The sequence below is a fragment of the Bradyrhizobium sp. SRS-191 genome (genome assembly GCF_024586915.1).
Classification (GTDB): Bacteria; Pseudomonadota; Alphaproteobacteria; order Rhizobiales; family Xanthobacteraceae; genus Bradyrhizobium.
This window is the reverse complement of record NZ_JANBVS010000005.1, coordinates 85,936-99,654: the sequence shown is the minus strand read 5'-3', so window position 1 is coordinate 99,654 and position 13,719 is coordinate 85,936. Positions and strand designations below refer to the sequence as shown.

13 protein-coding genes and 1 tRNA gene are annotated in these 13,719 nt (G+C 65.8%); 12 read left to right on the top strand and 2 right to left on the bottom strand.

The window, feature by feature from the left end:
• Positions 1–23: 23 nt before the first annotated feature.
• From NLR35_RS11255 to NLR35_RS11245, 3 genes are all read left to right on the top strand, one after another.
• Positions 24–938, top strand: a complete 915-nt coding sequence (locus tag NLR35_RS11255; RefSeq protein WP_257166610.1) for a hypothetical protein — start codon at positions 24–26, stop codon at positions 936–938.
• A gap of 141 nt (positions 939–1,079) precedes the next feature.
• Complete coding sequence (locus NLR35_RS11250; protein WP_257166609.1) at positions 1,080–1,682, top strand: TMEM175 family protein; 603 nt, start codon at positions 1,080–1,082, stop codon at positions 1,680–1,682.
• 452 nt (positions 1,683–2,134) lie between these two features.
• A tRNA-Gly gene (locus tag NLR35_RS11245) sits at positions 2,135–2,208 on the top strand.
• A gap of 65 nt (positions 2,209–2,273) precedes the next feature.
• Here the strand turns inward: NLR35_RS11245 and NLR35_RS11240 are convergent.
• Both NLR35_RS11240 and NLR35_RS11235 read right to left on the bottom strand, forming a co-directional pair.
• The gene (locus NLR35_RS11240; RefSeq protein ID WP_257166608.1) at positions 2,274–2,597 is read right to left on the bottom strand and encodes a hypothetical protein; all 324 of its coding nucleotides are present in this window, start codon (positions 2,595–2,597) and stop codon (positions 2,274–2,276) included.
• Between the two features lie 73 nt (positions 2,598–2,670).
• Positions 2,671–3,597, bottom strand: a complete 927-nt coding sequence (locus tag NLR35_RS11235) for a LysR family transcriptional regulator (protein ID WP_257166607.1) — start codon at positions 3,595–3,597, stop codon at positions 2,671–2,673.
• Between the two features lie 109 nt (positions 3,598–3,706).
• On the opposite strand from NLR35_RS11235, the gene NLR35_RS11230 reads away from it, so the two are divergent.
• The 9 genes from NLR35_RS11230 to NLR35_RS11190 all read left to right on the top strand — a co-directional run bounded on the left by NLR35_RS11230 (position 3,707) and on the right by NLR35_RS11190 (position 13,594).
• On the top strand, positions 3,707–4,582 hold the full coding sequence (locus tag NLR35_RS11230) for an NAD(P)-dependent oxidoreductase (protein ID WP_257166606.1): 876 nt from the start codon (positions 3,707–3,709) through the stop codon (positions 4,580–4,582).
• A gap of 8 nt (positions 4,583–4,590) precedes the next feature.
• On the top strand, positions 4,591–6,120 hold the full coding sequence (locus NLR35_RS11225) for an aldehyde dehydrogenase family protein (protein WP_257166605.1): 1,530 nt from the start codon (positions 4,591–4,593) through the stop codon (positions 6,118–6,120).
• Positions 6,121–6,193: 73 nt separating this feature from the next.
• A complete protein-coding gene (locus tag NLR35_RS11220; RefSeq protein WP_257166604.1) occupies positions 6,194–7,150 on the top strand; it encodes an N-carbamoyl-D-amino-acid hydrolase in 957 nt (318 codons plus the stop codon).
• 285 nt (positions 7,151–7,435) lie between these two features.
• Positions 7,436–9,037, top strand: coding sequence for an ABC transporter substrate-binding protein (locus tag NLR35_RS11215; protein WP_257166603.1), 1,602 nt, complete (start codon positions 7,436–7,438; stop codon positions 9,035–9,037).
• Positions 9,038–9,051: 14 nt separating this feature from the next.
• Entirely contained in the window at positions 9,052–9,993 is a 942-nt protein-coding gene (locus NLR35_RS11210) for an ABC transporter permease (RefSeq protein ID WP_257166602.1), read from the top strand.
• Positions 9,990–10,907: an ABC transporter permease gene (locus NLR35_RS11205; protein WP_257166601.1), complete on the top strand. Its 918-nt coding sequence runs from the start codon at positions 9,990–9,992 to the stop codon at positions 10,905–10,907. The genes NLR35_RS11210 and NLR35_RS11205 overlap by 4 nt, the downstream gene beginning before the upstream one ends.
• A gap of 259 nt (positions 10,908–11,166) precedes the next feature.
• Positions 11,167–12,156 (top strand): ABC transporter ATP-binding protein, encoded by a 990-nt coding sequence (locus NLR35_RS11200; RefSeq protein WP_257166600.1) that lies wholly within the window; start codon positions 11,167–11,169, stop codon positions 12,154–12,156.
• Positions 12,153–13,127 carry an ABC transporter ATP-binding protein gene (locus tag NLR35_RS11195; protein ID WP_257166599.1) on the top strand — a complete coding sequence of 325 codons (975 nt, stop codon included), beginning with the start codon at positions 12,153–12,155 and terminating at the stop codon, positions 13,125–13,127. Before NLR35_RS11200 ends, NLR35_RS11195 begins: the two co-directional genes overlap by 4 nt.
• A 122-nt stretch (positions 13,128–13,249) precedes the next feature.
• Positions 13,250–13,594 carry an ankyrin repeat domain-containing protein gene (locus NLR35_RS11190; protein WP_257166598.1) on the top strand — a complete coding sequence of 115 codons (345 nt, stop codon included), beginning with the start codon at positions 13,250–13,252 and terminating at the stop codon, positions 13,592–13,594.
• The last annotated feature ends 125 nt before the right edge of the window (positions 13,595–13,719 follow it).

Below are 13,719 nucleotides of genomic sequence, written 5' to 3'. Positions count from 1 at the left end.
GTGGCGTTGTACTATTTCAGGTTGTGGTTGGCGTCACCCTTGCGCACAGCGCAGAGCAAGGTGCCGCCGAGACGGCCAAGGAGACGCTGAAGGATGGCGGTCCATTCGGCGGCTGCGAGCCGATCGGGCTCACGGCATCGGGCGAGCTGGTGTTTCCGCTCGAATGCAAGAAGCTGATCAAGAAGCCTGCGGAGGCGCCGGTCGCCGAGGACAAGAGCGCGACGGAAGACAGGACTGCGTCGACGGAGGCGGCGCCGTCGCGGCCACTCCCGTCTTCCGTAGCCGACAAGCCGGCTCCGGACATCAAGCCAGCGGCCAATGAGGCTGCCTCGGTTGCCCAGCCGGCGCCCGGTGAGCCGAAGCAGGCGGCGGTGACCGACAAGTCCGAAAACAAGCCAGAGACCAATCCTGGGACGCCGCAAAAGGCGGCCGGCCTCGATCCTGTGGCAGCCCCCAAAGCCCCGGCCGGTAGGCCCTCCATCAGCAAGCCTGGGATGAGCAAGCCTGTCGCGGGCAATCCGGCCACGAGCAAGTCGGCTGCCACAAAGTCGGCGCCCGGCAGCGCTGTCACGGCGAGCGCCGCGACGGGCAACGCAGCGTCCGGCAAGTCCGCGACGGCGACGGTGCAGCCGGGCAAGTCGTCAGCCGGCAAGCCGGGTAAGCCCGTCGTGATTGCGGTCAAGGATCCCGCGGCGAAGAGCACGCAGACCGAGGCTCCGGCCGCGGCGAGCAAGCCGACGGCGATGTCGGCGATCAGAAAGATGATCGTGATGGCCAAGCCGGCCAACACCGGAACGCCGGTCCTGGCCCGGCCGCAGGCCGAGGACAAGCCGCGGCTGCGCACCGCCGGAATGCCCGGCTGCATGCAATTCCGCAGCTATAATCCGAGCACGCGGAGCTATCGGGGCTTCGACGGCCACGTCTATGCCTGCCGCTGAGTTCGAGCCGCGGCGACGATGACGAGGGAGGAGGCGGCGCATAGCGTGCCGTCTTCGTACGGGCCACGCGACGGCCCGACAGACCTGCTATAGGATCGGCATCGAATTGACCTTCATGCCTGCCGCGGCATCCGATCTGACATGACCGAGCCTCAACCCGACCTGTTCGAGATGCGCCGGCTGGAATCGCTCTCCAACACCATCTTCGGTGTGGCGATGACGCTTCTCGCCTACGACCTCCCGAAGCCGAATTTCGCCCACATGCCGGGCTGGGACGATCTGGCTCACACCTATTCCGGGCGCCTCGCCGGGCTCGTGCTCAGCTTCATCATCGCCGGGGTGTTCTGGATCAGTCACCACCGCCGGCTGGCGCGGCAGCCGTTCGGCAGCCGCTTCGTCGTCATCCTCAATTTGTTCTTCCTGCTGTCGATCGTGCTGTTGCCGGTCACCAACGGGCTCTACGGCAATTACAGGCTCGCGAGCGCGGTGGCCGTGCTCTACGGCCTGCATCTGACCATCATCGCTGCATTGAACGCCGCGCTCTGGTGGCTTGCCCTTTCGGGCGGCCGTCATGCCGAGATCGCCGGCGCCGTCTTTCCGGTCATCGTGTTCGTGCCGGGAATCGCGCTGGCCGCCTACGCGCCGGAATACGTGCAGTATTTCTGGATGCTCGGCTTCGGCGGATTTCTGGCGCGTCGCTTCGTCGGCACGAGCCCGGTCAAACCGCCGGGCGACGCCGGCTGAGCCATCAGACTCGAGCCCATAAACACAGCCCATAAAAAACGCGGCGGGCCGTCCGACCCGCCGCGTCTCCGATCTTGAACTCGCTGGTCCAGGGCTGAGACCGCCCCGTTGCCGAGCCGCGATGGCGCGGATGCTGACGAATCACGCACTCATCGAACGTTGCTCATGAAGAGCCGCTCAGCGGGCGATCCCAGCGAGGTGACAGCGCTTGGTGAAAGACACTGGATCACCTCCTTTCATTGTTGATGGTCCAACCAATATAGGCTGACGATCGGGGGCGCGGTAGGGGGGGCCGAATACGGAACTTGGGACATGCTGCAGTGCGGCCTCAAAGCGGCGGCCGTGACCGAATCCGCCGGTGTTCCAGACCGGTCGGGCCCGTTTCGATCCCTCCGCGGACCCGCCCGAAGAGGTTGAGACCCGCCACGGACCGTGTTAGGGAACGCCCCGACGCGGGTGTAGCTCAATGGTAGAGCAGCAGCCTTCCAAGCTGAATACGAGGGTTCGATTCCCTTCACCCGCTCCAGTCCATGGATCTGCAACATGGATCTGCAAGCCCGTGCCGTCCGGCCGGTCCTGGCGGCAAGCCGATCAATCGCAATACATTTGGTTGCCGATTCGCCGGCAGGACTTGCCATCGCTGAAATAGGTGGTGGTCCCGATCGTCTGCGATGACGTGCCGTCGCTGTAATAAGTGTGCGGGCCGACCTGCTGTGAGCTGGTGCCGTCGCTGTTGTAGGTGAAGCTTCCGAGCTGCTGCGACGAGGTGCCGTCGCTCCAATAGGTGTTGTTGCCGATCCGCTGGCCGGAGATGCCGTTGTCGCACATGATCTGGTTGCCGATGGTCTGGCAGTTCTCGGCGTGAGCTGCCGTGACCGCGAACAGGCTGACGGCGATCGTGAGAATCGTGCGCATGGCTGGTTTTCCTGGGATTGCAGCATTCAAGCGCAACCGGTGCGGGAGCACAACGGCAACGCCCGTTTCCATCCTACTTTTTTCGCGCGACCTTGAACGCCCGCATCTGGCCGCCGAGGAAGCGCAGCAGGTGACTTGCCGCGTGCGGCAGCTCGCGGCCGCGCCGGGTGATGACGCACGCTTCGCTCGACGACAGCAGGCGGTTGTCGATCGGCACGGCGGCAAGCGAGCCGTCGGCGAGATCGGCGGCGATGGAGAAGGCCGGCAGCAGCGTCAGGCCGAGGCCGCTCTTGACGAAATGGCGGAGCACGTTGATCGAGCTGGTCGTGAGCTTCGGCTGAAGCGCGATATGCTCGGCGGTTTCAGCCATCGCGACGATCTGCCGTGTGCCGTAGCTCGAATGCATCAGGCCGAGCGGATGCTCGGCGAGTTCGCGCAGGCGCAAGGAGCGGCCCAGTCGCGCCAGCGTATGATCGGGCGGCACGATCGCGCAGAGCGGCTGGCGGCTCGCGGTGGCGACGCGAATGCGCGGATCGGCTGATGGGTTGAACACCAGGCCGATGTGATAGCGGTCCTCAGCCACGGCGTTGACGACCTCGTTGGTGCCGGCGAGATCGAACGACATCGTCAGCTGCGGATGACGCTGCCAGAACCGGCCGAGCGGGCCCGACATCAGGTCGCTGACGAAGCCTTCGCCGAGCACGATGTCGACATGGCCGCGCTTGAGACCTTGAAGCTCGCGCAGCTTGGCAACGGTGTCCGTCTGGTCGGCCTGCCACTTTCGGAAACGCTCGGCCAGGAGGGCGCCGGCCTCGGTGGCGCGGATACCGCGGCTGAGCCGCTCCACCAGCGTGAGCCCGAGCTCCTTCTCCAACAGCGCGATCTGCCGGCTGATCACCGACGCGTTGATGTCGAGCGCTTCGGCTGCCGCGCGGACCGAGCCAAGCCGAATGGTCTCATGGAGGTAGTGCAGCCGGTGATGATCGAGCAGGGCGGACATGGGCCTCGAACGTGTGTTGACTTGAAGTCAACAGTAGCGGCGGGGGCCGCTGATGTCTGCCCTGAAATCGGATCGCTAGCTTTTCCTGGTCGTTTTCGCAGGAGGCATCGTGACCGCGGTCGGTATCATCGGACTTGGCAATATGGGGCGCGGCATGGCGCTGACGCTGAAGGGCGCGGGCTTTGCCGTCACCGGATACGACGCATCCGAGGCGACATGCGCGGCGCTGGCCGCCGAGGGCCTCTCCATTGCGAACGGCATCGGCGCGGTGGTCGCCGGCGCCGACATGATCATCCTGTCGCTGCCGACGGCCGAGATCGTCGAGCGCGTCGTGGCGGATGGCATTCTCGCGCATGCGCGCTCCGGCGTCGTCATCGTCGACACATCGACCTCGCATCCCGAGACCTCGCGCCGGCTCGCCGGCCTGCTGAAGGCGCGCGGCATGGGCTTCGTCGATGTCCCGGTCAGCGGCGGGCCGAAGGGCGCGGCGAGCGGCACCATGACCATGGTCATCGGCGCCGACGACGATGATCTCGCCCGCGTGCTGCCGGTGCTGGAGCGGATGAGCGCCAAGCGCGTCCATGTCGGCGGCGTCGGCGCGGGCAACGTCGCCAAGATCGTCAACAATCTCTTGTGCGCCGCGCATCTGCTCACCGCCGCGGAAGCGCTGCGCATGGCCAAGGCGGCCGGCGTCGATGCCTTCAGGCTGCTCGAGGGCCTGAATGCCGGCTCCGGCCGCTCCGGCGTCACGCAGGTCAACGTGCCCAACTGGATCCTCAACGGGGCCTTCGATTCCGGCTTCACGATGCAGCTGATGCGCAAGGACGTCAGGCTCGCCGCGCAATTCATCGGCGAACTCGGCCTGGCGCTGCCGATCGCGGCGGACACCGCGCGCATCTGGGCTGACAGTGCTGCCAGCATCGCCGACTCCGAGGATTTCAACCGCATCGTCGAGCTGCAGCTCGGCTCGATCTCGAAGACATGAGTGCAGCCATGACCCATTTCATCGATCCCCGCCTGCGCGAGGCCATGAAGCCGTTCTGGCCGGAAGCCGAGCCGATTGCTTCGCATGTCGGCGGCGAGCGCGTCGTCGGCAACGGCGCGACGATCTCGGTGAATGATCCCGCCACCGGAACATTGCTGCTCAGCTATTCGGATGCCGGCGCCGATGTCGCGGCCAAGGCTGCCGCGGCCGCCGAGGTGGGGCAGGCGGAGTGGGCGCGCAGCACGGCTGCGGGCCGCGGCCGCGTGATGCAGGCGATCGCGCGCGCGATCCTCGCTTCCGCAGAGCCGCTTGCGCAGCTGGAGTCGCTCTCCGCCGGCAAGCCGATCCGCGACACCAGGGGCGAGGTCGCCAAGGTCGCGGAGATGTTCGAGTATTATGCCGGCTGGGCGGACAAATTCCACGGCGAAGTGATCCCGGTGCCGTCGAGCCATCTCAACTACACCCGCCGCGAGCCGATCGGCGTGGTGTTGCAGATCACGCCCTGGAATGCGCCGATCTTCACCGCCGGCTGGCAGATTGCGCCGGCGATCAGCATGGGCAACGCGGTTCTTCTCAAGCCGTCCGAGCTGACGCCGCTGACGTCGCTGGCGCTCGCGGTGATCGCGGAAACCGCCGGCCTGCCGAAGGGTGTCGTCAACGTGCTCGCGGGCCTTGGTCATACGACGGGGCAGGCGGCGCTGGCGCAGCCCGCGGTGAAGAAGGTAGTGTTCGTCGGCTCGGTGCCGACAGGGCGGCTGATCGGTGAGGCCGCGGCGCGGCGGCTCGTGCCGTCGGTGCTCGAGCTCGGCGGCAAGTCGGCCAACATCGTGTTCGCCGATGCCCATCTCGAACGCGCCGCCATCGGCGCGCAGGCGGCGATCTTCGGCGGCGCGGGACAGAGCTGCGTCGCGGGCTCGCGTCTGCTGGTGCAGAGCGCGGTGTATGACCGGTTCGTCGAGCTGGTCGCGAGAGGAGCCGGCAAAATCAGATGCGGCGACCCGCTGTCTGTGGACACCGAGATCGGTCCGATCAACAACGCCAAGCAATATGATCACGTGCTGTCGCTGATCCGCGAGGGCGCGGAGGAGGGCGCCGAGATCGTCACCGGCAGCGATGGCACCGCACAGCAGCAGGGCTACTACGTCAAGCCGACCGTATTGAAGAACGTCACCAACGCCATGGGCATCGCACGCAAGGAAGTGTTCGGACCGGTCGTCGCCGCGATCCGGTTCGACACGGAAGACGAGGCGATCGCGATCGCCAATGACAGCGAGTTCGGCCTTGCCGGCGCGGTGTGGACCCGTGACGTCGCGCGCGCGCACCGCGTCGCAGCAAGCGTGAAGGCCGGCACCTTCTGGATCAACTCCTACAAGACGATCAACGTCGCCTCACCCTTCGGTGGCTACAACAACAGCGGCCATGGCCGCTCCTCCGGCGTCGAGGCGCTGTACGAATATACGCAGGTGAAGAGCGTGTGGGTCGAGACCGCGGCCGAGCCGGCGGTCGCGTTCGGCTACGCACCCGGCTTGCGCGATTGAACCTGCATGGCATGATGAGTGCAGGAGCAGCGCACGCCGCGAACGATACAGTTCCGGAATAAGGAACAGATCAATGCCGCGCTTCGTTAACGTCGCCATCGGCCAGCTCGGCCCCATCGCCAGGAGCGAGCCGCGCAGCGCGGTCGTCGCGCGGCTGACCGCCTTGATGCGCCAGGCGCACGCCAATGGCTGCGATCTCATCGTCTATCCCGAACTCGCGCTGACGACCTTCTTCCCGCGCTGGTACATGGCGGATCAGGCCGAGGTCGACACCTACTTCGAGCGTGAGATGCCGGGGCCCGAGACGCAGGCGCTGTTCGCGCTCGCGAAGGAGCTGCGCATCGGCTTCTGCCTGGGATATGCCGAGCTCGCGGTCGAGGACGGCGTCGTGCATCGCTACAACACCGCCATTCTCGTCGACAAGGACGCGCTGATCGTTTCGAAGTACCGCAAGGTGCATCTGCCGGGTCATGCCGAGCACGAGCCATGGCGCAAGTTCCAGCATCTGGAAAAACGCTATTTCGAGCCGGGCCGGAATTTCGGCGTGACGAACGCCTTCGGCGGCGTCATCGGCATGGCGATCTGCAACGACCGGCGCTGGCCCGAGACCTATCGCGTGATGGGGCTGCAGGGCGTGGAGATGGTGCTGATCGGCTACAACACGCCCGTTCACAATCCGCCCGCGCCCGAGCATGACGACCTCTCGCTGTTCCACAACCGCCTCGTGATGCAGTCCGGTGCCTATCAGAACGGCACCTGGGTGATCGGCGTTGCCAAGGGCGGCATCGAGGAGGGCGTCGATGCCATCGCCGGCAGCTGCATCATCGCTCCGTCCGGCGAGATCGTCGCGGCCTGCGCCACCAAGGGCGACGAGATCGCGCTGGCGCGCTGCGACCTCGATCTGTGCAACTCCTACAAGCAGACGATCTTCAATTTCGACATCCATCGCCAGCCCGCGGCCTACGGAATGATCGTCGAGCGCAGGGGCACGGCGCTGATGGCGGATGGTTCGCCGGTGAAGAAGCCGTGATGCGTAGGGTGGGCAAAGGCGCTGCCGTGCTGTTTCCCAACGCGAGATCGCAATGGCGCCGTGCCCACCGTCTCGCTGCGGACCGTGCGGCGCGATGGTGGGCACGGCGTCACCACGATCTTGCATGTGGAAAGATTGGAGTCTCGCCTTTGCCCACCCTACGGCACCTTCATCCTTGCGTCCCATGCCTCATTTGCGTTCAAATGAATGCACTCGACGTGCATGGCATGGGCCTTGCTTACAATTTCGGCAATTGAACTCGGTCACGTTGCATCAGGAGAGAACATGGATCGCAGAACGGTATTGAAGGGATTGGCGGGCGCGGGTGGTCTGGCGCTGACGGGTTTTGCCGCGCCGGCGATCGCGCAAGGCGCATCGGCAAAGACCCTGCGCTTCGTCCCGCAGGCCAATCTCGCCAATTTCGATCCGATCTGGGGCACGCAATATGTCGTGCGCAACGCGGCCGCGATGGTGTGGGACACGCTGTACGGCATCGACGATCAGTTCGTGCCGCAGCGCCAGATGGTCGAGTCGGAAGAGGTCTCGTCCGACGGCCTGACCTGGACCTTCAAGCTGCGCCCCGGCCTGAAATTCCATGACGGCTCGCCGGTGCTCGCCAAGGACGTCGTCGCCAGCCTGACGCGCTGGTCGGCACGCGACCCGATGGGTCTGATGCTCAAGGCGATCCAGAACGAGCTCACCGCGGTCGACGACAAGACCTTCAAATGGGTGCTGAAGCAGCCTTATCCGAAGATGCTGTTCGCGCTCGGCAAGGGCAATGCGCCCTGCGCCTTCGTGATGCCCGAGCGCATCGCGCAGACCGATCCGTTCAAGCAGATCTCCGAATATGTCGGCTCCGGTCCGTTCAAATTCGCCAAGGGCGAATGGGTGCCGGGCGCGAAAGCCGTGTTCGAGAAGTTCGCCGACTACGTGCCGCGCGACGAGAAGCCGGTGTGGCTGGCCGGCGGCAAGAAGGTGCTGGTCGATCGCGTCGAATGGGTGATCATGCCGGATCCCGCGACCGCCGCCGCGGCGCTGCAGAACGGCGAGGTCGACTGGTGGGAGAACCCGATCACCGATCTCGTGCCGGTGCTGAAGGGCAACAAGAACATCGGCGTCGACATCGGCGATCCCCTCGGCAATGTCGGCTCGTTCCGCATGAACCATCTGCATGCGCCGTTCAACAACGTGAAGGCGCGCCAGGCCATCCTGATGGCGATGAGCCAGGAAGACTACATGCGCTCGCTGGTCGGCGATGACAACGCGCTGTGGAAGCCGCTGCCCGGCTTCTTCACGCCGGATACACCGCTCTATACCGAGGCCGGCGGAGAGATCCTCAAGGGCAAGCGCGACTTCGCTGCGGCCAAGAAGCTGCTGGAGGAGGCCGGCTACAAGGGCGAGCCGATCACCTGCGTCGTCGCGCAGGACCAGCCGATCACCAAGGCGTTCGGCGACGTCACTGCGGATCTGCTGAAGAAGCTCGGCATGAACGTCGACTTCGTCGCGACCGATTGGGGCACCGTCGGCGCCCGCCGCGCGCAGAAGACGCCGCCTGCCCAAGGCGGCTGGCACATGTTCCACACTTGGCATGCGGGTGCTGACTGCATCAACCCGGCGGCCTACACCGCGCTGCGCGCCAATGGCGACAAGGCCTGGTTCGGCTGGCCGACCAGCGAGAAGGTCGAGACGGAGATCACCAACTGGTTCAACGCCAAGTCGCTCGACGAGGAGAAGACCGTTGCTGCCCGCATCAACAAGGCGGCGCTCGACGACGTGGTGTTCGCACCGACGGGCTTCTTCCTCGGCTACACCGCGTGGCGCAAGAACGTCTCCGGCGTGACCAAGGGGCCGATCCCGCTGTTCTGGGGCGTGTCGAAGACCGCATAGGGCGCTGAACTCACATGCTCGCTTATGCGCTCCGACGCGTGCTGTCGACCTTGCCGGTGATGGCGATCGTCGCGCTGTTCGTCTTCAGCCTGCTATACATCGCGCCGGGTGATCCCGCCGCGGTGATCGCCGGCGACCAGGCGAGCCCGGCCGACGTCGAGCGCATCCGCGCCAATCTCGGACTGGACCAGCCTTTCCTGGTCCAGTTCGGCAGCTGGGTGTGGCGCCTGCTGCACTTCGACCTGGGCACCTCGATCTTCACCAATCTTCCGGTGGCGGCGATGATCGCCCAGCGCATCGAGCCGACTCTGTCGCTGATGATGGTGACCTTGTTTCTCACCATCATCATCGCGGTGCCGCTCGGCGTCCTCGCGGCTTGGAAGGCGGGGACCTGGATCGACCGCGTCATCATGGCCTTTGCCGTGTTCGGCTTCTCGGTGCCGGTGTTCGTGGTCGGTTACATCCTCGCTTATGTCTTTGCCCTGAAATTCGACCTGCTGCCGGTGCAGGGCTACACGCCGCTGTCCCAAGGCTTCTGGCCCTGGCTGCAGAACCTGATCCTCCCCGCTGTGGCGCTCGGTTGCGTCTACATCGCGCTGATCGCGCGCATCACCCGCGCGGCCATGCTCGAAGTGCTGCAGCAGGACTACATCCGCACGGCGCGCGCCAAGGGGCTGGGGCAGGGCGGCATCCTGTTCATCCATGCGCTGAAGAACGCCGCGGTGCCGATCGTCACCGTCGTCGGCATCGGCATCGCGCTGCTGATCGGCGGCGCCGTCGTCACCGAGAGCGTGTTCGCCATTCCCGGCCTCGGACGGCTCACCATCGACGCCATCCTGCGCCGTGACTATCCGGTGATCCAGGGCATCGTGCTGCTGTTCAGCTTCGTCTACGTGCTCGTCAATCTCTTGATCGACATCACCTACACTCTGGTCGACCCGAGGATCCGCTATTGACCGTCACGACCACAACCTCTCCGCCGCCGGGCCTCGTCGTCGCACCTCGCCTGCCGGACCTGATGGCCGCGCCGAAGATCCGGCGCGGCGCCATCGGCTTCCTGCGCAATCATCCGACTGTCGCGATCGGCGGCGCGCTGCTGCTGGTGCTCGTCATCATCGGTGTCTTCGCGCCGTTCCTGTTCACCGTCGATCCGACCGCGATCGCCCCGGCCAAGCGCACGCGGCTGCCATCCGCCGATTTCTGGTTCGGCACCGATGCGCTCGGCCGTGACATCTATTCGCGCGTGCTCTATGGCACCCGTGTCTCGCTCACGGTTGGCCTTGCGGTGGCGCTCGGCGCGTCCTTGATCGGCCTCACGATCGGCCTCGTCGCCGGCTTCGTGCGCTGGGCCGACGGCGTCCTGATGCGCTGCATGGACGGGCTGATGTCGATCCCGCCGATTTTGCTGGCGGTGGCGCTGATGGCGCTGACCCGCGGCAGCGTCGGCAACGTCATCCTCGCCATCACCATCGCAGAGATCCCGCGCGTCGCGCGGCTCGTGCGCGGCGTGGTGCTGAGCTTGCGCGAGCAGCCCTATGTCGACGGCGCGGTCGCCTCGGGCACGCGCACGCCGATGGTGATCCTGCGCCATATCCTGCCGAACACCACCGCGCCGATGCTGGTGCAGGCGACCTACATCTGCGCCAGCGCCATGATCACCGAGGCCATCCTGTCCTTCATCGGCGCCGGCACGCCGCCGACGATCCCGTCCTGGGGCAACATCATGGCCGAGGGCCGCGCGCTGTGGCAGGTCAAGCCCTACATCGTGTTCTTCCCGGCGGCGTTCCTGTCGGTGACGGTGCTCGCGGTGAACCTCGTGGGGGATGGATTGCGCGACGCGCTCGATCCGCGCATGGCGAAGTCACCATGAGCGCGGTGATGTTTAGCCGAGAGGCCAGAGTTGCGGCCTCGCCCTTCGAGACGCCCGCCTTCGGCGAGCTCCTCAGGGTGAGGGGTGAGAGCGTTGCAGATGGCGACGAGGCTCATCGTCGATGTGCCGCGCCAGATTCGAAACCAATTCCTCATGGTGAGGAGCGCCACGCGCCACAGATGATCAAGGAGTCGACCGTGTTGAGCGCGCGGCGCGTCTCGAACCATGAGGCCCCGACCTCTCGCAGGGAGCTCACCTAATGCCGCTGCTCGAGGTCGAGAATCTCCAGGTGCATTTCCGCACGCCCACCGGCATCAACCGCGCCGTCGACGGCGTGTCGTTCCACGTCAATCCCGGCGAGACGCTGGCCATCGTCGGAGAATCCGGTTGCGGCAAGTCCGTGACCTCGATGTCGATGATGCGCCTGATCCCGGAGCCGCCGGGCAAGATCGCGGGCTCGATTCTGCTCGAGGGCAGGGACATCCTGACGCTCTCCGATCGCGAAATGCGCGCGCTCCGCGGCAACGACATCTCGATGATCTTCCAGGAGCCGATGACCAGTCTCAATCCGGTGCTGACCGTCGGCCGCCAGATCGGCGAGACCCTGCGGCTGCACCAGGGCCTCGACCAGGCGCAGGCCGAAGCGCGCGCGGTCGAGATGCTGACGCTCGTCGGCATCCCCGAACCCGCGCGCCGCGTGCGCGAATATCCGCATCAGCTCTCCGGCGGCATGCGCCAGCGCGTGATGATCGCGATGGCGCTGGCCTGCAATCCAAAGCTCCTGATCGCGGACGAGCCGACCACCGCGCTCGACGTCACCATCCAGGCGCAGATCCTCAAGCTGATGCTCGAACTGAAGCAGCGCGTCGGCGCTGCGATCATCCTGATCACCCACGATCTCGGCGTCGTTGCCGAGGTCGCCGAGCGCGTGATGGTGATGTATGCCGGACGCAAGGTCGAGGAAGCCCCGGTGAAGGAGCTGTTCCGCAGCCCGCGCCATCCCTACACGCAGGGCCTGCTCGGCGCGCTGCCCAAGCTCGGCTCGTCGCTGTCGGGTGAGACCAAGCGCCTCGCGGAAATCCCCGGCCAGGTACCGGACCTCAAGCAGCGGATCGAAGGTTGCGTGTTCGCCGGCCGCTGCGCGCTCGCGACCGATTTGTGCCGGCAGTATGCGCCGGGGCTGGAGCAGAAGGCCGCGCATCATATCGCCGCCTGTCACTTCGCCGCCAAGGAGCAAGCCGCCGCATGACCATGCCGCTGCTCCAGGTCAACGACCTCAAGAAGCATTTTCCGATCTCGGGCGGCCTGTTCGGCCGCACCAAGAGCAAGGTGCATGCGGTCGACGGCGTGTCGTTCGAGATCGCGCGCGGCGAGACGTTGTCGCTGGTCGGCGAATCCGGCTGCGGCAAGTCGACCGTCGGCCGCGCGATCCTCCGGCTGTTCGACATCACCGCCGGCCAGATCGTGCTCGATGGCGAGCGGATCGACGATCTCGGCCCGCACCGGCTGCGCGAGATGCGCCGCCGCGTCCAGGTCGTGTTCCAGGACCCGTTCTCCAGCCTCAACCCGCGCATGCGGATCCGCGACATCCTCGCCGAGCCGATCAACAATTTCGGTCTGGCCAAGAGCGCGGCCGAACGCGACGCGCGCATCGCCGAGCTGATGGAAATCGTCCGGCTGCCGCGCGACGCCGTGAACCGCCGCCCGCACGAATTCTCCGGCGGCCAGCGCCAGCGCATCGGCATTGCGCGCGCGCTCGCCGCCAAGCCCGAGCTGATCGTGTGCGACGAGGCGGTGTCCGCGCTCGACGTCTCCGTCAAGGCGCAGATCGTCAACCTGCTGCAGGATCTGCAGCGCGAGTTCGGCCTCGCGCTGCTCTTCATCAGCCACGACCTCGCCATCGTCGAGCACATGACCCATCGCGTCGCCGTGATGTATCTCGGCAAGATCGTCGAGATCGCGCCGCGGCGGCAGATCTTCGCGTCCCCGGGCCATCCCTACACCAAGGCGCTGCTGTCGGCCGTGCCCGTGCCGGAGCCCGGCGCCGAACGCACGCCGATCATTTTGAAGGGCGACGTGCCGAGCCCGGTGAACCCGCCGAAAGGCTGCCGCTTCCACACCCGCTGCCCGCTGGCGTTCGACCGCTGCCGCAGCGAAGTCCCGGAGCTCAGGCTGAAGGGCGAGGATCAGTGGGTGGCGTGTCATTTGGAGAATGCGTAGTTTGTAGTGGAGTCGGGTGGGCAAAGGCGGTTCGCGGCGGCAGCCGCGAAGCGACGTGCCCACCACCGTGCCAAGCCGACGGACAACTTGACCCAGTTCAGTTCGCCCACGAGATATACTGCATGACCGACCACTCGAAGATCGAGCGGCTCATCCAACGAATATTGGCTGGCGCCTTACCAGAGCAGCTCGACATCGAGTCCATGCAACTCGATCTGAACGACCTCGGTCTACATGGTCGAACTCCCCTTATGGTCTCGGCAGCTGAAGGTTTGCTTGCGACGGCCGAGATACTCGTGCGGAGCGGTGCCTCGGTCCATGTGACAGGTCACTATCGAACGACGGCATTGCATGAGGCTGCTGCAAATGGCCAGACGGTGATCGCCAACTTTCTTCTGTCCGCGGGCGCGGACGTCAACGCCGAGACGGCCCAGGGCGTCACCCCGCTGATGTGCGCGGCGGCCTAGGGATACACCGATTGCGCGAAGCTCTTGTTGGAGAACCAAGCGGACCCTGTAAAGACTGATCGCAGCGGTGCAACGGCCGCCGATATTGCGCGCGAGAAGGGGGAGGACGATACCGCGGTCTTGAT

Coding starts and splice junctions, on each gene's coding strand:
- NLR35_RS11240 (WP_257166608.1), bottom strand. CDS start 2,597: ATGCGCACGATTCTCACGATCGCCGTCAGCCTGTTCGCGGTCACGGCA.
- NLR35_RS11250 (WP_257166609.1), top strand. CDS start 1,080: ATGACCGAGCCTCAACCCGACCTGTTCGAGATGCGCCGGCTGGAATCG.
- NLR35_RS11195 (WP_257166599.1), top strand. CDS start 12,153: ATGACCATGCCGCTGCTCCAGGTCAACGACCTCAAGAAGCATTTTCCG.
- NLR35_RS11210 (WP_257166602.1), top strand. CDS start 9,052: ATGCTCGCTTATGCGCTCCGACGCGTGCTGTCGACCTTGCCGGTGATG.
- NLR35_RS11235 (WP_257166607.1), bottom strand. CDS start 3,597: ATGTCCGCCCTGCTCGATCATCACCGGCTGCACTACCTCCATGAGACC.
- NLR35_RS11220 (WP_257166604.1), top strand. CDS start 6,194: ATGCCGCGCTTCGTTAACGTCGCCATCGGCCAGCTCGGCCCCATCGCC.
- NLR35_RS11190 (WP_257166598.1), top strand. CDS start 13,250: ATGACCGACCACTCGAAGATCGAGCGGCTCATCCAACGAATATTGGCT.
- NLR35_RS11225 (WP_257166605.1), top strand. CDS start 4,591: ATGACCCATTTCATCGATCCCCGCCTGCGCGAGGCCATGAAGCCGTTC.
- NLR35_RS11215 (WP_257166603.1), top strand. CDS start 7,436: ATGGATCGCAGAACGGTATTGAAGGGATTGGCGGGCGCGGGTGGTCTG.
- NLR35_RS11200 (WP_257166600.1), top strand. CDS start 11,167: ATGCCGCTGCTCGAGGTCGAGAATCTCCAGGTGCATTTCCGCACGCCC.